This is a genomic window from Serratia sp. T13T92 (assembly GCF_047530105.1).
GTDB lineage: Bacteria > Pseudomonadota > Gammaproteobacteria > Enterobacterales > Enterobacteriaceae > Chania > Chania fonticola.
In genome coordinates this window covers 124,596-141,600 of sequence record NZ_JBLJAK010000007.1, presented here as the reverse complement: position 1 = coordinate 141,600, position 17,005 = coordinate 124,596, and the positions used below count along the sequence as shown (strand labels likewise).

General features: G+C 50.3%; 19 protein-coding genes, 1 pseudogene and 1 riboswitch. Of the genes and pseudogenes, 11 read left to right on the top strand and 9 right to left on the bottom strand.

Annotated features, from left to right (window positions below; genetic code table 11):
* The first annotated feature begins 51 nt into the window (after positions 1 to 51).
* Genes ACMV5I_RS10200 through ACMV5I_RS10190 form a run of 3 tightly spaced genes read left to right on the top strand, consistent with a single transcriptional unit; the run spans position 52 to position 2,772 of the window.
* A complete protein-coding gene (locus ACMV5I_RS10200; protein ID WP_414824257.1) occupies positions 52 to 408 on the top strand; it encodes a GtrA family protein in 357 nt (118 codons plus the stop codon).
* Complete coding sequence (locus ACMV5I_RS10195; RefSeq protein WP_141132769.1) at positions 405 to 1,316, top strand: glycosyltransferase family 2 protein; 912 nt, start codon at positions 405 to 407, stop codon at positions 1,314 to 1,316. Before ACMV5I_RS10200 ends, ACMV5I_RS10195 begins: the two co-directional genes overlap by 4 nt.
* A 13-nt stretch (positions 1,317 to 1,329) precedes the next feature.
* Complete coding sequence (locus ACMV5I_RS10190; RefSeq protein ID WP_414824256.1) at positions 1,330 to 2,772, top strand: glucosyltransferase domain-containing protein; 1,443 nt, start codon at positions 1,330 to 1,332, stop codon at positions 2,770 to 2,772.
* Positions 2,773 to 2,897: 125 nt separating this feature from the next.
* Here the strand turns inward: ACMV5I_RS10190 and ACMV5I_RS10185 are convergent, their stop codons facing one another.
* Both ACMV5I_RS10185 and ACMV5I_RS10180 read right to left on the bottom strand, forming a co-directional pair.
* Positions 2,898 to 3,188, bottom strand: a complete 291-nt coding sequence (locus tag ACMV5I_RS10185; protein WP_121607555.1) for a putative quinol monooxygenase — start codon at positions 3,186 to 3,188, stop codon at positions 2,898 to 2,900.
* A 2-nt stretch (positions 3,189 to 3,190) separates the two neighbouring features.
* Entirely contained in the window at positions 3,191 to 3,640 is a 450-nt protein-coding gene (locus ACMV5I_RS10180) for a winged helix-turn-helix transcriptional regulator (protein WP_121607554.1), read from the bottom strand.
* Between the two features lie 95 nt (positions 3,641 to 3,735).
* On the opposite strand from ACMV5I_RS10180, the gene ACMV5I_RS10175 reads away from it, so the two are divergent.
* Positions 3,736 to 4,938: an MFS transporter gene (locus ACMV5I_RS10175; protein WP_414824255.1), complete on the top strand. Its 1,203-nt coding sequence runs from the start codon at positions 3,736 to 3,738 to the stop codon at positions 4,936 to 4,938.
* A gap of 16 nt (positions 4,939 to 4,954) precedes the next feature.
* Here the strand turns inward: ACMV5I_RS10175 and ACMV5I_RS10170 are convergent, their stop codons facing one another.
* The 4 genes from ACMV5I_RS10170 to ACMV5I_RS10155 all read right to left on the bottom strand — a co-directional run bounded on the left by ACMV5I_RS10170 (position 4,955) and on the right by ACMV5I_RS10155 (position 8,363).
* Positions 4,955 to 5,380, bottom strand: a complete 426-nt coding sequence (locus ACMV5I_RS10170; RefSeq protein WP_414824254.1) for a GNAT family N-acetyltransferase — start codon at positions 5,378 to 5,380, stop codon at positions 4,955 to 4,957.
* 38 nt (positions 5,381 to 5,418) lie between these two features.
* The gene (locus ACMV5I_RS10165; protein ID WP_021807170.1) at positions 5,419 to 5,889 is read right to left on the bottom strand and encodes an SRPBCC family protein; all 471 of its coding nucleotides are present in this window, start codon (positions 5,887 to 5,889) and stop codon (positions 5,419 to 5,421) included.
* A gap of 13 nt (positions 5,890 to 5,902) precedes the next feature.
* Complete coding sequence (locus ACMV5I_RS10160; protein ID WP_414824253.1) at positions 5,903 to 6,526, bottom strand: LolA family protein; 624 nt, start codon at positions 6,524 to 6,526, stop codon at positions 5,903 to 5,905.
* A gap of 244 nt (positions 6,527 to 6,770) precedes the next feature.
* A complete protein-coding gene (locus ACMV5I_RS10155) occupies positions 6,771 to 8,363 on the bottom strand; it encodes an ABC transporter substrate-binding protein (protein ID WP_414824252.1) in 1,593 nt (530 codons plus the stop codon).
* Positions 8,364 to 8,608: 245 nt separating this feature from the next.
* Between ACMV5I_RS10155 and pepT the strand changes: the two genes are divergently transcribed.
* The 3 genes and pseudogenes from pepT (at position 8,609) to glsA (ending at position 11,282) form a co-directional block, all read left to right on the top strand.
* On the top strand, positions 8,609 to 9,838 hold the full coding sequence (gene pepT / locus ACMV5I_RS10150; RefSeq protein WP_414824251.1) for a peptidase T: 1,230 nt from the start codon (positions 8,609 to 8,611) through the stop codon (positions 9,836 to 9,838).
* A 200-nt stretch (positions 9,839 to 10,038) separates the two neighbouring features.
* A pseudogene (locus ACMV5I_RS10145) lies at positions 10,039 to 10,213 on the top strand (amino acid transporter); the annotation flags it as partial.
* Between the two features lie 130 nt (positions 10,214 to 10,343).
* The gene (glsA, locus tag ACMV5I_RS10140) at positions 10,344 to 11,282 is read left to right on the top strand and encodes a glutaminase A (protein WP_414824250.1); all 939 of its coding nucleotides are present in this window, start codon (positions 10,344 to 10,346) and stop codon (positions 11,280 to 11,282) included.
* Positions 11,283 to 11,392: 110 nt separating this feature from the next.
* Here the strand turns inward: glsA and ACMV5I_RS10135 are convergent, their stop codons facing one another.
* From ACMV5I_RS10135 to rluF, 3 genes are all read right to left on the bottom strand, one after another.
* Positions 11,393 to 11,608: a YgdI/YgdR family lipoprotein gene (locus ACMV5I_RS10135; protein ID WP_202671281.1), complete on the bottom strand. Its 216-nt coding sequence runs from the start codon at positions 11,606 to 11,608 to the stop codon at positions 11,393 to 11,395.
* Positions 11,609 to 11,689: 81 nt separating this feature from the next.
* Positions 11,690 to 13,276 (bottom strand): phosphoethanolamine transferase, encoded by a 1,587-nt coding sequence (locus ACMV5I_RS10130; RefSeq protein WP_414824249.1) that lies wholly within the window; start codon positions 13,274 to 13,276, stop codon positions 11,690 to 11,692.
* Between the two features lie 312 nt (positions 13,277 to 13,588).
* Positions 13,589 to 14,392: a 23S rRNA pseudouridine(2604) synthase RluF gene (gene rluF, locus ACMV5I_RS10125; protein ID WP_414824248.1), complete on the bottom strand. Its 804-nt coding sequence runs from the start codon at positions 14,390 to 14,392 to the stop codon at positions 13,589 to 13,591.
* Between the two features lie 111 nt (positions 14,393 to 14,503).
* A riboswitch (TPP riboswitch) is annotated at positions 14,504 to 14,595 on the top strand.
* A 36-nt stretch (positions 14,596 to 14,631) separates the two neighbouring features.
* Between rluF and thiM the strand changes: the two genes are divergently transcribed.
* The 4 genes from thiM to ACMV5I_RS10105 are packed head-to-tail and all read left to right on the top strand — an operon-like array spanning position 14,632 to position 16,987.
* On the top strand, positions 14,632 to 15,426 hold the full coding sequence (gene thiM / locus ACMV5I_RS10120; RefSeq protein WP_121607542.1) for a hydroxyethylthiazole kinase: 795 nt from the start codon (positions 14,632 to 14,634) through the stop codon (positions 15,424 to 15,426).
* Positions 15,423 to 16,223 (top strand): bifunctional hydroxymethylpyrimidine kinase/phosphomethylpyrimidine kinase, encoded by an 801-nt coding sequence (gene thiD / locus ACMV5I_RS10115; protein WP_414824247.1) that lies wholly within the window; start codon positions 15,423 to 15,425, stop codon positions 16,221 to 16,223. Before thiM ends, thiD begins: the two co-directional genes overlap by 4 nt.
* A 16-nt stretch (positions 16,224 to 16,239) precedes the next feature.
* On the top strand, positions 16,240 to 16,509 hold the full coding sequence (locus ACMV5I_RS10110; protein WP_414824246.1) for a hypothetical protein: 270 nt from the start codon (positions 16,240 to 16,242) through the stop codon (positions 16,507 to 16,509).
* 19 nt (positions 16,510 to 16,528) lie between these two features.
* A complete protein-coding gene (locus tag ACMV5I_RS10105) occupies positions 16,529 to 16,987 on the top strand; it encodes an inhibitor of vertebrate lysozyme family protein (protein WP_094982774.1) in 459 nt (152 codons plus the stop codon).
* The last annotated feature ends 18 nt before the right edge of the window (positions 16,988 to 17,005 follow it).

The following is a 17,005-nucleotide window of genomic DNA, read 5'->3' as shown; positions in this document are numbered from 1 at the left end:
GCATGATGTGGTGGCAGAATACGGCAAACTAAATTTTAAGAATTTATCGCATTGAATACTTTTTTACGTTATGCATCTGTAGGTGTGTTGAACACCTTTGTTCATTGGGCTGTGTTTGCGCTCATATTTTTTAGCGGTTTCTCCCAATCAATATCCAACGTGGTGGCCTTTTGCATCGCGGTGACCTTCTCGTTCTTTGCAAACGCCAGGTGGACCTTTAAAAAAGAAGCGACTACTGTCCGCTACATGGCGTATGTGCTGTTTATGGGGGGCATGGCATTTTGCGTAGGCTGGATCGCAGACAAAGTAAACGCTAACCCAATAGTCACACTGATTACTTTTTCTGCAGTAAGCCTCATCTGTGGCTTCATTTATTCTAAACTAGTTATTTTCAAGGATGAGAAATGAAAATATCGCTGGTGGTTCCTGTATTTAATGAAGAGGAGGCTATCCCTCTCTTCTATAAGTCCGTTCGTGAATATAAAGAGTTTGCAGACAAAGATATAGAAATTGTGTTTGTAAACGATGGCAGTTCTGATAAAACAGAGAACATAATATCAGCCTTGTCTCTAGCTGATGAAAAAATAAAAGTTATAAATTTCACGCGTAATTTTGGGAAAGAGCCCGCTTTATTCGCCGGGTTGGAAGCCTCTTCGGGTGATGTCATCATTCCTATTGACGTAGATCTCCAGGATCCAATAGATGTTATCCCGCTATTGTTAAGTAAATGGGAAAATGGTGCGGATGTTGTTTTAGCCAAACGCATAGATAGACAGTGTGATGGAAGAATAAAGCGTAAAACGGCAGAATGGTTTTATCGCATTCACAACCAAATAAGCAAACCGGCCATAGAAGAAAATGTCGGAGATTTTAGGCTTATGTCTCGGGAAGTTGTGGATAACATCAAATTACTTCCCGAAAGAAACCTGTTTATGAAAGGGATATTAAGCTGGGTGGGCGGGAAGGTTGACATCGTCGAGTATTCAAGAGCCCAACGAGTTGCTGGCTCAAGTAAATTCAATGGCTGGAAACTCTGGAATCTGGCGATAGAAGGTATCACCAGCTTTTCGACTTTTCCCCTACGGGTATGGGCATATATCGGTTTTTTCGTTGCCACTTTATCCTTTACTTATGGCGCATGGATGATTCTGGATAAATTAATTTGGGGCAATCCGGTACCGGGCTATTCCTCTATTATAGTTTCCATCCTCTTCCTTGGAGGTGTGCAGCTAATAGGAATAGGTGTACTAGGTGAATATGTTGGACGGATTTACATAGAAACAAAACGCAGGCCGCGTTACATAGTTAAAAAGTGAGATGGAAAATAAGATGATCTGCAAAGACGATAAAAAAACATTAGCCTTGTATTCAGGGTTGGCTCTGCTGTTTATATATCCTCTTATTCAAGCTGGGGTGTTTTACAGGGATGACTTAGACCGAGCGATTACAGGTCAATATGGATGGCGTGGATTAGGGCGGCCAATCGCGGATATTCTGATGAAAATCCTATCGGCGAGTGGGCGCTATAATCTTGACCTGTTCCCCTATACAATGATTGCATCTTGTCTGTTTATAGGTGCCGCTTCTTTATTGCTTTTTAAACATTTGGTTAAAATGGATGTTCCGCATGCCAAGCTTGTTGCGGCCCTTTTGATTTTCAATCCCTACCTATTACAAAATATTGCCTATAGATACGATTCTTTAGGCATGGTTATTGCCTTGTTTCTTGCTGTGTTAGCCTATACCTATAGGAACGACAGCATAATTCGTGAAGGCTCAATAAAAATAATAGCGGGCGTATTATCGCTAACCATCTATCAGCCATGCATGAATATTTTCATCGGCCTGCTTGCCATTGATATGATGATTATTGCAGTTAAAAGTGAATCTACAATAGCTCATTCCATAAAATTAATAATAAACAAGGCAGTGACATTTGTTTGTTTTTATCTTGTGTACATGCTCTTTTTTGCTGTAAGAAACAACTCTCGTTCGGACATTGTTTTGCCGAATGCTGAGGGTGCGGAAAAACTGTTAAGCACGATAAAGGGATTAAAAGAACTGGTTTTGTCGTATTTTTACGGCCCTGTTTATATCTATTTCCTGGTGCCTGTAGTGGTTGCTTTGGTCTTCATGATAGTCAGCAACTATGCACATACAAAGAAAATAATTTCTTTCATGATATACGCTTTGCTGTCATACTTTATTTTCTTGGTGTCTCTAATGGGGCCAACAATCCTTCTGCAAGATGCTCCCGTATTCCCAAGGACTTTGGTTTCATTTTCGGTACTACTGGTTATTATTGCCATTCCGATTATGTATTTTTCTCCTAGATTAAAATATCTATCGCTCGTCCCTCTAATCACCGTTTTTGCATTCAGTGCTCAGCTAAGTAGCGCCATCAAGTCACAGCGTGAATATGAAGATTTTGTTTTTAACATGATTGCCAGAGAAATGCTGAGCTACCCAAATATAGAGTCTATCGGCACTACTGGGCAAGTGAATATTAACGAAAGAACAAAGTTAATCATGGAAAACAAGCCGCTGATTGGCCATTTTCTTAGCCCGGCCTCTGAGTTTATCGCATCTTTCCAGTTGATTAATAAGGGATTAACGCAAACATTGCATGGTTACGGTGATGAACAAACCAATATGGATAGACTTGCAGGTATGAGAGAAAAAGGCATTAAGCCGGTATCCTCTAATAAGGACTATTCGTTATACGTTTCTGGCAATGAGGCCATAGTCACATTGGGATCCGCTAACAATTAACTATTTGTATTAGCTCAATAATTTTTAACTGAGCCCATAAATTTGGTTGATCTGCATCAAGTGGTTATCCAGGCCTGAGTTCGGTATTCAAACGGACTCAGGCCAGCCTGATAGGCATTGCTTTGCTACTTCTGAAAATTATCCATCAATATATAGCTGGCATCCTTACGTTTATGTTGATCAATTAACGGCACCAGGCGTTTAAAGTGTTCGCTCGCGCAGTGAGCATCCAGCGCCGCGCGATCGGGCCACTCTTCGATAAAGATAAAGTGCCCGGCATCCTTTTGATCGACATACAGATCATAAGCGATACAGCGGGGTTCCTGCTTGGTGGCTTCAACCAGTTCTTGATAAAGCGGCAACACCGTTTCTATCGCTTCAACCTTGATAAAATCTTCGGCAATGACTTTCAGCATTTTTATTCCTTATCCACTTTTACGACTCGGGTATTGCCTAAGTTGAGTGCTTGCCCGGCATGACCGATTGGTGTCATGCGAGGTATTGGCTGACCGCTGTCGTTTTCCACCAGGCGTGAATAGTCCTCTCCTGCTGCAAAAAGATGGTCTTCTCCCCATTGGCGTAGTGCGACGATAATCGGGAAGATTTCTCGGCCTTTATCGGTCAGCAAATACTCCTGATAGGCGCTGCCATCGGCGGCAGGGCTAACTTGCAAAATCCCTTGGGCGACCAGCGTGCGTAGCCGAGTGGAAAGAATATTCTTTGCCATCCCCAGATTCTTTTGAAACTCACTAAACCGGCTGATGCCGTCAAAGGCGTCGCGGATAATCAGCAGTGACCACCAGTCACCCAGCACATCCAAGGTTCGTGCTACCGGGCATTGAGCATCCTCAAGGCTTTTACGTTTCATGCTGCGGCTCCAGAATTATTCTGGTTGCATTATAAAACCTTTTTCACTAAAGTGCATTGGGTTTAATAATGAAACCACTTTTAACGAGGCGCTTGATGAGTGATAAACCGCTGGAAGCCTTCCGCTCGCAGTCTGTTGCGCTTTTACCTACGTCACTGGTGCTGCTGTTGGCAGCAGCCTGCGCTTTCAGCGTGGCCAATGTTTATTACGCGCAACCGCTGCTTGATGCCATTGCGGTGGATTTTAAGATCAGCCTGGCAAGAGTAGGGATGGTGATCGCAGCGACCCAGGTCGGCTGTGCCTGTGCGCTGTTATTGGTGGTTCCTTTGGGGGATTTGCTGGATCGCCATCGCCTGTTGGCGGTGCAGCAAATACTGTTGATTGCTGCGTTGCTGATGGTGGTAGCGTCTAGTAGCAGTCTGGCGCTACTGGCGGCTATGCTGCTGGTTGGGCTGTTGGGAACCGCGATGACGCAGGGATTGATTGCCTTTGCCGCAACGTTAGCCTCTCCGCAGGAGCGTGGACGAGTAGTGGGGGCCGCTCAGGGAGGAGTGGTGATGGGGTTACTGCTGGCGCGTACACTCTCTGGGTTACTGGCGGATATCGGCGGTTGGCGAACGGTCTACTTTTTCTCAGCGGCTATTACCCTGATATTTCTTCCTGTTCTAGCTCGTTTATTGCCAAAGCAGCCAGCCTCCGAGTTGAAGTTAAGTTATTGGCAACTGCTGGGCTCAATGCTGAGCCTGTTGCACCATGACCGGATCTTGCAGATACGCGGTATGTTGGCGTTGCTGATGTTTGCGGCATTCAGCATCTTCTGGAGCACGCTGGTTCTCCCTTTGAGCCAACCCCCATTTCTTTTTTCTCATTCGACCATTGGTGCATTTGGGCTGGTAGGGGCAGTCGGTGCGCTGGCGGCGATGAGAGCCGGGCATCTAGCTGACCAAAGCTGGGGGCAGCTAGCTAGCGGGATATGCCTGCTATTGCTGATGATCGCTTGGCTGCCGCTTGGGTTGATGGAGCGAGGAATGGCGTATCTGATTGGCGGTATCATCCTGCTGGATCTTGCCGGGCAGGCAATCCATGTCCTCAATCAGAGCATGATTTTCACTGCACACCCGCAGTCCCACAGTCGCCTGGTCGGGTGCTACATGCTGTTTTATGCCGTTGGCAGTGGGCTGGGGGCGTTTGCCGGTAGCCATATTTATGCGTGGGCAGGCTGGCATGGCGTATGCTGGCTGGGCGGCTCGGTAAGTCTGGTGGCATTGCTGTTTTGGTGGCGTACGCTGAAATACTGACGCGCGGCAAACAACGCTATCTTTGCGGCGAATACAGCAAATAATACTCTTCCCCACCGTCGAAGCCGGGGGAAACGATCTGCCAGCCGTGTTTGTGGTAAAACGCCAGCGCCTTGGTGTTTCTTACCAGGCACTTGAGTGAACCAATGGCGGTAAAGCTCTGTTCTGCGGCGTGTAGCAGCGCGCTGCCCACGCCCTGCGGCGGCAACAGGGGGTCGACATACAGGTTATGAATAAAATTATCGGCGCGATAAATCGAGACAAAGCCGAGCAGCTTGCCGTCCTGCTCGGCAACCCAGATCTCTTCGCCAATCGTTGAGCGATCAAAATCTTCCAGCCGGTAATTACGTGTGTCACGCCAGGTAAAGGCGGCTTGGCGAGCGGCCAGATACAGGCTGCGCAGAAAAGGACGATCGGCCTCTTGGTAAGGTCTTATGTGCATGGCGGCTCCTGATGATTTGCTAGCACTATAGCTGACAATCAACTCATTTCAACGCTGGTACCCAGCCGTTGCGCCAACCCTTTGGCCCCGGCCCGCATCACCGCATCGTGGTTCCAGCGAAATAACGGTGCTGCTAACGGTGCCAGGCAGTTCATCCAGAGCGTAGTGGTTCGCACCTGCCAGGTATAACGCGCAAGGGTATAAACCCCGTCTGAACTTAACCGCCATTGGCCGACCCCTTCTACTTCGCCGCTGGCTTGTCCCTCCAATAGCTTTAGCGGCACAATATTCACGATGCGCATATCGAAGGTGATGCGGTAAGGCAGCACGCCTTGCCAGGTATAACGATGCAACGCCCCGATACCGAGTGCATCGCCTTTGCCTATCTCAACCACCTGTAACAGGTTTTTCCACCAGCTTGGCCAGATATCGGGATGATAAAGTACCTCCCATACCGTTGGTAACGGGGCTTTGATGCGCCAGAGGGTGGTGAACTGGTATTCGGCCATATCGGGTTCTGCCTTAAGGGGTAAAGAAGTCAGCGGGAAAATGCAGGTTGAACACCAGCGCATCCATCATCACGGTTTCCATTTCTCGATCGTTGCTATCGTAGCTAATCACCTTGGTTGGGAAGCCGTGGCTGTCTTCTAGCCAGACCTCATAACGGTGAACGCCATCAATGCTAACCCCAGCCGCTCCAAGGATGGAGAGATGCAAAACGGCTTGGCCTGCCAAGGCTTCTTTGCCGATCACGGTCGTTTTTCCCCCTTGCTGGAGGTGACTAATATTACGCAGCAAGGTGCCGACGTCCGATTGGTCTACGCGATGGCCGTTAGGACCTTGTACCAACGAGTTGCTGGGTGACAGGCTCAACACTGGCAGAGTGCCGATACCGAATGGCCATACGCGCACCTTAGCGCTATCGGGATCATAGATCAGCACGGCTCCGTGATGAGGTTCGCTGAAATCCATCCGCACATAACCCGGTTTACGGTAGCTGTAACGCATCTGGGTACGGTCGCCTTGTGCCGAGCGGGAGTCGATCCTGCATTGGTACGCAGCAATCTGCGCAAATTGCTCCTGCGCCAGAACAATCGGATCCGGTGGAATTGTGGGAGCCGCATTGGCGCTGGTTATCAACGCCATTGCCAGTAGCCATTGGTTGCCAAATAAGTGGTTGATACTTTTCTCCCTGTGGAACCATGGCCGAAAAAAGGCTGGCCTCATTAATTAAATATAGGATCTGGATCACAGGCGATGGCGGTTTTATTCTCCAAACATCATGCTATTCGAGTTTTTGGGGCTTGATAGGCAACTTACCCTGACGCCAATAAAAAAGGCTTCATTCCTTTCGGTTTGAAGCCCTGAGTCATCTTTCAAGCGTCAGCGTTTACTTCATATCGACCTGATAGAAAATGTGTTTGCCGAACGGGTCGATTTCGTATCCGGTGACCTCTTTACGCACTGGCTCAAAAATCGTCGAGTGGGCAATCATCACCGCAGGCATCTGATCGTGCATCATCTGTTGGGCTTCTTTGTACAGCGCTACACGTTTTTCGTGGTTACTTTCGGCGCGAGCTTCCAGGATCAGCTTATCAAAAGGCTGATAGCACCACTTCGACGAGTTAGAGCCGCCGTTGGCTGAGGTACAACTATACAGCGGGCCAAAGAAGTTATCCGGGTCGCCGGTTGCCGTGGTCCAGCCCATCAGTGCGGCTTGATGCTCGCCGTTTTTCACCCGCGTCAGGTACTCGCCCCACTCAAAGGTGACCACTTTGGCCGTTACGCCCACTTTCGCCCAGTCTGCCTGGATCATCTCGGCCATGCGCTTGGCATTCGGGTTATATGGGCGCTGAACCGGCATTGCCCACAGATCGATGGTCATGCCGTTGGCGAAACCGGCTTCTTTCAACAGCGCTTTGGCCTTCTCAGGATCGTAATCGTAGTCTTTCAAATCCGCATCGGCACTCCACACGCCTGGCGGCAGTATATTTTTCGCCGCAGTGCCAGTACCTTGGAATACTGCCTCGATGATTGCCGGTTTATTGATGGCCAACGCCAACGCCTGACGGACCTTCACATTATCCAGCGGTGCCTTCTGGGTGTTAAATGCCAGGAAGCCGGTGTTCAAACCCGCTTTTTGCATCAGGTTGATGTCTTTATTTTCCCTCATGCGCGGCAGGTCTGCCGGGTTAGGGAACGGCATCACCTGGCATTCATTTTTTTCCAGCTTGGCGTAACGGATCGACGCGTCCGGCGTGATAGAGAACACCAGACGGTCGATTTTCGCTTTGCCCTGCCAGTAATCAGGGAAGGCGCTAAACAGGATGCGGGAGTCTTTATGATATTGCTTCAGTTCAAACGGCCCGGTGCCAATCGGGTCCATATCCACACGCTCTGGTGTGCCCGCCTTCAACATGCTATTGGCGTATTCCGCAGAGAGAATTGAGGCGAAATACCAGCCTAAATCGGCAACAAACGGCGCTTCCGGATGAGCCAGCGTGAAACGCACGGTATGGTCATCAACCTTGTCGATCGCGGTGATTAGCTTGCCGAACTCCAGGCTTTCGAAGTTGGAGTAGTTGCCGTTGGAAACGTTGTGATAGGGATGGTTTGGATCTTTCTGGCGCATAAACGAGAAGATCACATCATCGGCGTTAAAATCGCGCGTTGGCTTGAAATATTTATTGCTCTGGAACTTCACCCCTTGGCGCAGATGGAAGGTGTACACCTTACCGTCTTCGCTGACGTCCCAGCTTTCTGCCAGGCTAGGCTGCAGTTCGGTAGTACCTACCTTGAAATCCACCAGTCGGTTATAGATCGGCACCGCGCTGGCATCTACGCTGGTCCCGGAGGTGTAGAGTTGCGGGTTAAAGTTTTCTGGTGAACCTTCTGAACAATAGACTAACGTTTTTGCTGCTACCCCAGAGCTTATTGAGAGCGCTGCTATGGCCAGCGCAAGCTTTGTAATTTTAATTATCATCACTATCTTCCTGTTGGTGAGCCTACCACTGAAAAATAAAGCTTGTACTAAAGCGCTTAATAAATAACATTAAATTTACATTGTCAGCAAACAACATTGAACGATAACAATGAGGTCAACGCTAGCCTCGGTAAAGGCGGTAGTTGGCAAAGATAAACTCTAACGAAAGGGTGAATTCTGAAAGATTGCTCTGGTGATCCTAGCCATGGAAGCCTTGCAAACGGGATGCGTTCATATACAACACAATGTCTTCACCGCTCGCCACGCAGTTAACCCAACGTTTCTTCCGCTACCTGGCCGTCACCAGCCAGAGCAACCCAGCGGTAAGTACTTTGCCCAGCACTCCTGGCCAGTTCGCTATGGCGGAGATGCTGGCTGAGGAACTAGGCCAACTCGGCCTGGATAATGTGGTTATTGACGAACATGCCACCGTCACCGCAGTGAAAAAAGGCAACGTACCCGGCGCTCCACGTATCGGGTTCATCACCCATATCGATACCGTTGACGTCGGTTTATCGCCGGACATCCATCCACAAATCTTGCGCTTTACCGGTGAGGACTTGTGCCTGAACGCGCAGCAAGATATCTGGCTACGCATTGCTGAACACCCGGAAATCAAAGCCTATCCGGGGGAAGAGATTATTTTCAGCGACGGCACCAGCGTGTTGGGGGCGGATAACAAAGCGGCCGTCACGGTAGTGATGACGGTGTTGGAAAACCTTACCGCCGAGGACCAACACGGCGATATCGTGGTGGCGTTTGTACCGGATGAAGAGATTGGCCTGTGCGGTGCCAAAGCGCTGGATCTGGCGCGTTTCGACGTCGACTTTGCCTGGACCATCGACTGCTGCGAATTGGGCGAAGTGGTGTATGAGAACTTCAACGCCGCCAGCGCCGAACTGCGCTTTACCGGAGTGACCAGCCACCCGATGTCTTCCAAAGGCGTGCTGGTGAACCCGCTGCTGATGGCGATGGATTACATCAGCCACTTCGATCGCCTGCAGACTCCTGAGCATACCGAAGGGCGCGAAGGCTATATCTGGTTTAACGGCATGCAGGCATCACAAAGCGAAGCGCTGCTGAAAGCCAATATCCGTGATTTTGATTTGGCGAACTTTGAGCGCCGCAAACAGCAGATTGGTGAAGTTGCGGAGAAGATTGCTGCGCAATATCCCACTGCCCGCGTTGAGTATCACATCACCGATACCTACAGCAATATCAGCAACGCCATCACCGATGACCGCCGGGCCATAGATTTGATTTTTGCCGCACTGGCCGAGTTGAACATTGAGCCTAAAGTCATCCCGATGCGCGGCGGCACAGACGGTGCTGCGTTGTCCGCCAAGGGGTTATTAACGCCCAACTTCTTTACCGGAGCGCACAACTTCCATTCGCGGTTTGAGTTTTTACCCCTTAAGTCGTTCGAGGCTTCCTATAATGTGGCGTTAACGCTGTGTAAGCTGGCGGCTAAATAAGGGCGGATATCGCTTCAACATTATCGCTAACCAGGCTTGTTCAAGCCTGGTTAGCGAAAGTTCTATTGGTTTGGCTAATTCCAATAAACAAGAAAGCCGCTACGATTTAGAAGATAAAAACTCAGACAGCCGCTATTTTTTCACTATGATCAGATGATAATCGCCGTTTATGCCGGTATAGCTGGTCACATCGCTATTGAAACTATCCTATCGCCAATATGTTAGCAGCAGTGGGTAACCTTTGTGCTAGGCAAGCTAATGGTTTTTTGGGTCACTCAACCCGATATCAACCTCACCCAGAGCTTATTGGTCGCCTATTACGCTATGTTTAAGTGGGTGGGCCTAGAATCGCTGGGCTTGATTGTGGCTTTTGCATAGCCATTGGCGTGATGAGAACTATTGAGCCTGCTATAACAGCCGCTCAGTTGCCAAAACCTTAATATTTCTTTCAAGGGTTGAGAGTATGATCTCCCAACTCCGCAAATTCAGTCTGGGAGTCAACAACATGACTATCGATTTACAACGTCTTCAACAGGTGGTATCGGATGCCTATGCGCAGTATTCCACATTGAGTGGCGGCGAGAATGCCAGCTATATCCCTTTTTTAGCAAGCGTGCCAAGCCATTTAGCCGCCTTGGCGATTGTGACCGTCGATGGGAATATCATTTCTCAGGGGGATGCGGAGTTTCGCTTTGCGCTGGAGTCAATTTCAAAAGTGTGTTCGCTCGCCTTGGCGTTGGAAGATGTTGGCCCACAACAGGTTCAGGACAAGATTGGTGCCGATCCTACAGGCTTGCCCTTTAACTCGGTGATTGCTCTGGAGCTACATAACGGCAAACCCCTCTCACCGCTGGTGAATGCCGGGGCAATGTCAACGGTGAGCTTAGTGAAAGCGAGTGACCTTGAAAACCGCTGGTTGCGCATTCTTGATATGCAACAGCGGCTAGCGGGGGCACAGATTGCACTCTCTGACGAGGTGAATGATTCAGAGCAATCGACCAACTTCCATAACCGTGCGATCGCCTGGTTACTCTATAGCGCCGATGCGATGTACTGCGATCCAATGGAAGCCTGCGATGTGTATACCCGCCAATGTTCAACGCTGCTTAATACCATTGAATTGGCCACGATGGGGGCGACAATTGCCGCTGGTGGTATCAACCCTACCAGCAAAAAGCGAGTACTGACAGAGTCTAACACGCCCTTTATTTTGGCTGAAATGACGATGGAAGGGATGTATGGCAGTTCCGGAGATTGGGCATACACCGTTGGTTTACCAGGTAAAAGTGGTGTTGGGGGCGGTATCTTGACCGTGGTGCCAGGTGTAATGGGGATTGCTGCGTTCTCACCTCCTCTTGATCCTGTTGGTAACAGTGTGCGGGGGCAAAAAATGGTTGCGGCTGTTGCCCAGCAAATGGGATATAACCTTTATCGGAGTCGTTAATCATGAACTGGCCGCTAGTTTCTAAGGGCCTGCATAAAAAATGTAACCGCTGCAATCCATGGCAAGGCTTTACGCAGGGGGGAGTGAAAGTCACACAGTTGCTGGAAAGTCTATTTTTTGACCACGCTGGAAATATCATTGGTATTGATCAGATGATAATCGCCGTTCATGCCGGTATAGCTGGTCATACCGCTACTGCGGTCAGTGTCAGGTTCACCGTGAGCCTGTAGGATATCGCCATATTTAGTCGTGATAATGTAGTCACTGGTGCAACCCGCCAGCGCCAGTGTTAGGACAATGAGAGGCAGAAAAGTCAGTTTTTTCATTAGGTAACAGGCTCTTTTCATTTTAACTGCCTCATATTACAGACAAAGTGGCCCGAGATGCAAAGGCTACCTTGTTACACTTCAGCGCGTTTGGGTTTCAAAGATATCCGTCGACAAATGGGTGTAGTCCACCTTCTTGAGCTTAAAGTTGGTGATATAGACGGGGCCGGCTTTTTGCTCGGAAAGAAACGAGTATTTCGGCGTTAGCTCTTTGGCTTTAATCCCGGTCCACGAGGCGAAAAAGGTCAGGAAATCATTGGCTGAACGAGGGGCTTTAATCAGGCGGTGTGCGGTGTCATCGCTGGAAAGCACCATAAAGGGGACCTGAAAATTTTGCTGAAACTGGTCATCGTGAGCCAGATATTGCACTTGGGTGCCGCGCTCTTTAAACGCCAGACCGTGATCGGAGAAGTAGACCATTGAGAAACTTTCCCCGGTGTCGCGTAACTGCTGATAGAGCTGTTTCAGCAGGTTGTCAGTTTGCGTCATGGTGTAAAGATAGCAGGAGGTCTCTTTGGATTGCACAAAGTCTGTGTATTTCCCCTGAGTCCGGTCGCAGGCTTGCGGATGTGAACCCATCAGGTGCAAGACGATCAACTGCGGGTTAGTGCTGCGCGGGGCGGCAAAAACCTGAGCGGTCATCTTGAGCAGCGTTTCATCATGGGTATTCTTATCCGCTTCAAAATCACCGTTTTTCAGGAACTGCACTTCATCGGCACGTTTGGCAATGCTGGCGATAGCGGTGTCATATTCGCCAATTTGGCCTTGGTTTGAGAACCACCAGGTCTGAAAACCTGCCCGATTGGCCAACGTGACGAAGTTATCCTGATACTGTGGTTTGTCGTTAACGACACGAGTTAACGTTAAGCCGAGCGATTTCTGTGTTGAGCCGCTGGCCGCAATATAGTTAAGCAACAGCGTACCGTTTACGTGGCTGGCAAAAGGTGTATTGTCCCAATGCCCACCAAACGCACCTAAGGCATCTCTCCGCGCGCTTTCGCCGATCACTACCATGTAGATGTGATATTTCGGTTTCACCGCCAGCACGTTCCAGGAATCTTTCAGCTGTGAAAACGCCTGCATACGGGCTTTTTCATCAATCACTTCCTGGTTATTGACGATCACATCCCTGACGAAACGAAACACGGGATAACCAGAATCGGTCAATTTAAACACGCCACCATACGCCAGATTCTGTACTGGTGTGACAAAAAAGCAGACCACGCTGATGGTGAGACATAAGCTCTGGAGGGCGTTCCAGGCGCCTTTCGGGGTTGGCTTGCGGCGTAAAGAGATAATGCCGAGTGCCAGAATAAACAGGGACACCAGATAGCTGTACCACGGGAAGATGGTCAATATCTCGCTGGACTCTTCCACCGTGGTCGAGTGTAACGCCAGCAGGGTATTAAAATTGGGCGAGCCATAGGCCTGAGAAAATGGGAAATACATGGCGGCGATAAGGCTACACAGCCCGATCACACTCTTTTGCAAGCGTGGGCTGAGACGCCACAGTAGCAATAACACACAGCCGAACGCCACGGCATACAGCAGACTAAATGGATAGCCGAGAGCGAAGTTGATCAGCAGCGACTGCAGGAAGTAAAAGCCTGTCCACGGGGTTAGGGTGACGTCACGCGCTGCCAGGGTATCTTTAACCGTTGAGTTCATGTTTACCGAAAGTTATCAAATGCTGTGTGGTAACTCTGACAAGAAAAGAGTCATAAATCCGTTTGGTAGACGGAAAGGGGAGGAGGGATAGACCGCATCCAGCGAGCCGCTTCATGTACCCGGATGCGAGAAGATAGAGCCGAATGAAAACAAGATCAACTGATAATTATCGGCTGTTTTGAGAGGTTGATTGCAATTTCGAACGTAAGGAGAGGTAACGGTAGGAAGGTGCGGATTTTCAAGAAAAATGCAGACCCTTCAGTGAGGACGGATCGCTATCAGTACGCCCATTCCTGGAATAGCGCAATCAGGTTAATCAGTGATTGCCGGAGTTGGAGTAACGCTACTGTCGCTTAAATCTGGCGTTATTGAAGCGGGGGCGGAAATATCCTCGGACGAGGAGTGTTCAACCAGCTTAAATAGCTCGATCCGTTCATCATCGGTAAAATCCCGCCATTCGCCCAGTGGCAACCCTTTCAGTACGATGTTCATAATACGTTCGCGCTCAAGCTTGATGACTTCATATCCAAAATATTTGCACATGCGGCGGATTTGGCGGTTAAGCCCTTGCACCAGGGTGATGCGAAACACCTGTGGGGCTTCTTGTTCCACTAGGCATTTTTGAGTCACCGTGCCCAGGATGGGGACGCCCGCGCTCATGCCCTGAATAAACTCATCGGTTACCGGTTTGTTGACGGTGACCAGATACTCTTTTTGGTGATTGTTGCCAGCACGGAGGATCTTATTGACCAGTTCGCCGTCATTGGTCAGGAAAATCAGCCCTTGGGAGTCTTTATCCAGACGCCCGATGGGAAAGACGCGTCTGCTGTGATTAACGAAATCACCGATGTTATCCCGCACGTGCTTCCCCATGCTGGTGATGATGCCAACAGGCTTATTCAGTGCGATAAGCACCAGATCGCCCGCATCACGCGGTTCGATCGGCTGGCCGTTAACTGTCACCACATCCCCGGCCAATACCTGATCGCCCACTGAGGCTAACTTGTCGTTGATGAAAACGTTGCCTTGCTTGATGTGGCGGTCGGCAGAGCGACGAGAACAAATGCCGCTGTCGCTAATGTATTTGTTCAGGCGGATAGATGAGTGAGTGAGCATGGTTTCCCCGTTAAACGCGAACTATACATTACCTGAGGGGCACGGCGTCTCCTTTTTATTTTTGACTCTATTGCATGATTGACCTCACTGGCTGCAGCCTCAATAATGGCATACGTCGACTCGGGGTGCCCTTAGGGGCTGAGAAATTACCCGTATTACCTGATCTGGATTATGCCAGCGTAGGGATGTCGCGGTATCTCAACCGGTACCCGCCTTCTTGAACGCCGGTTGGGAGCATTATGTTTACTCGACCTGAAGTGTTACCCGGCACCCGTGCCGCGGCCTGTTTTAACCAATTTAAACGCCAACCTCCATTGATCCATTGCCTGACCAACGAAGTGGTGCAAGAGCTGACGGCTAACGTGCTGCTGGCGCTTGGCGCTTCTCCAGCCATGGTGGTGGAACCGGAAGAGGCCGCGCAGTTCAGCCGCGTGGCCGATGCGCTGTTGATCAATATCGGTACCCTGCACGCAACGCGGGCAGAATCGATGTTAGCCGCCATTGAGGCTGCCAATCGTGCTGATAAACCCTGGTTACTGGATCCGGTTGCCGTTGGGGGATTGGAATATCGCGCTACCTTCGCCCGCCGTTTGCTCACCCTGCGGCCAGCGGCGATCCGTGGCAACGCGTCGGAAATCATTGCCTTGAGTGGCCTGCAGACCAGCGCCCGTGGCGTAGATAGCCAGGATGACTCGCTGGTGGCGCTACCCGCAGCACGTGTATTGGCACGTAATTGCGGGGCCATTGTGGCCGTCACCGGTGAGACAGACTATATCACCGATGGTGAACGAGATTGGGCCGTCACGGGTGGTGATGTATTAATGACGCGCGTAGTGGGAACGGGCTGTGCGCTTTCGGCCGTCGTGGCAGCATTTTGCAGTTTGCCAGGCGATCGGCTGGATAACGTTGCCACCGCTTGTCGGGTGATGGCGCTATGTGGTGAAAGGGCCACGGCGAAGTGTTCTGGCCCTGGCAGCTTTACTGCTGCCTTCCTGGATGCTCTCTACCACCTGCGCATGGAGGATCTGCTATGAAACGGATTAACGCTCTCACCATCGCTGGCACCGATCCTAGCGGTGGGGCCGGTATTCAGGCCGATCTGAAAGCTTTCTCTGCGTTAGGGGCTTATGGCACCAGCGTGATCACCGCGCTGGTGGCGCAGAACACCCGTGGCGTACAGTCGGTATATCATATCGAACCGGCATTTGTGGCCGCTCAACTGGATTCGGTACTCAGCGATGTGCGTATCGACAGCGCTAAAATCGGCATGCTGGCTAACGCCGATATTGTGCGGGCTGTGGCCGAGTGCCTACGCCATTACAAGCTACCTTATGTGGTGCTGGATACGGTGATGCTGGCTAAAAGTGGTGACCCGCTGCTGGCAACGGAAGCGGTGGAATCCATCCGCCGTGAGCTAATGCCATTGGTTTCCATTATCACACCGAACTTGCCAGAGGCCGCTGCTTTGCTGGCCTGCGCTCCGGCACAAAACGAATCGCAAATGCGTGAGCAGGGTCAGGCATTGCTGGCGATGGGCTGTCAGGCGGTGTTGATGAAGGGCGGCCACCTAAGTGAAGAGGAAAGCCCAGACTGGTTATTTACTCCCGGCTTTGAGCAGCGCTTTAGTGCGCCGCGCATAGCGACCAGGCACACGCACGGCACCGGTTGCACCTTATCTGCGGCACTGGCTGCCCTGCGCCCGCGCCACCAGAACTGGGCCGATACCGTGGCAGCGGCAAAAAACTACCTGCAACTGGCTTTACAGCAGGCCGATAGCCTCGAGGTGGGGCAGGGTATTGGGCCGGTACACCATTTCCATGCCTGGTGGTGAGCCTGAGGTTGAGTTTATGCTGGCGAAACGGGGGGCGGCATTAACCGAAGATATTGGTGACAAGCAGAGAATCCTAGCCAAAATGTCGGAAGAAATGTCGGAAGAAATGTCGGAAGAAATGTCGGAAGAAATGTCGGAAGAAAATTTATCACCGCTTCCAGGAAGGAAAGCGGTTAATCAGGGTTGGGGTAACCAAAAAAGGGTACTGGCAGGTAGTCTGACGAAAAACGCTGAGCCAACTTTCCCGTTTAATTGTGGTCTGAACTACTTGGAGCTACGCTTTTGATTTACCGAGGGAGAAGACCATGATAGGAAAAAAGAGGTTGCTGGGAGCCCTGGTTGCGACCCTGCTTGGATTTAGCACCGGCAGTTTTGCCGAACAGATTATCACTGCCTCAGATCTGATCCAGCAGCCGGGCTACCAAACCAGTTGGAAAAATATGGTGAAGGGCCAGGCACAGTTACCGGGTTGGGCGCGCAAAGGGATCGGCACTTCCACACCAGCCGAAACTGTCACCTGGCAAGGGCAAAGCTACCAGATCGGTAATATCTGCAAGCCGCATGACTGCGCCAATAACTTTATGATTGTGGCTTTTAAAGCAGACAAGTCCCAGGCTTGGGGCGTGCGGGTTGAAGTGCCCAATAAGCCGCAGGCCATCGACCATCCGAAGAAATACGCCAAATATCAATGGCTGGGTAAACCGGATGATCAGATGAAAGCGTTGCTGAAGAAACAGTTTGAGGGCAATCCAGACTGGAAGTAACGCTGCTGAGGGGCAAAG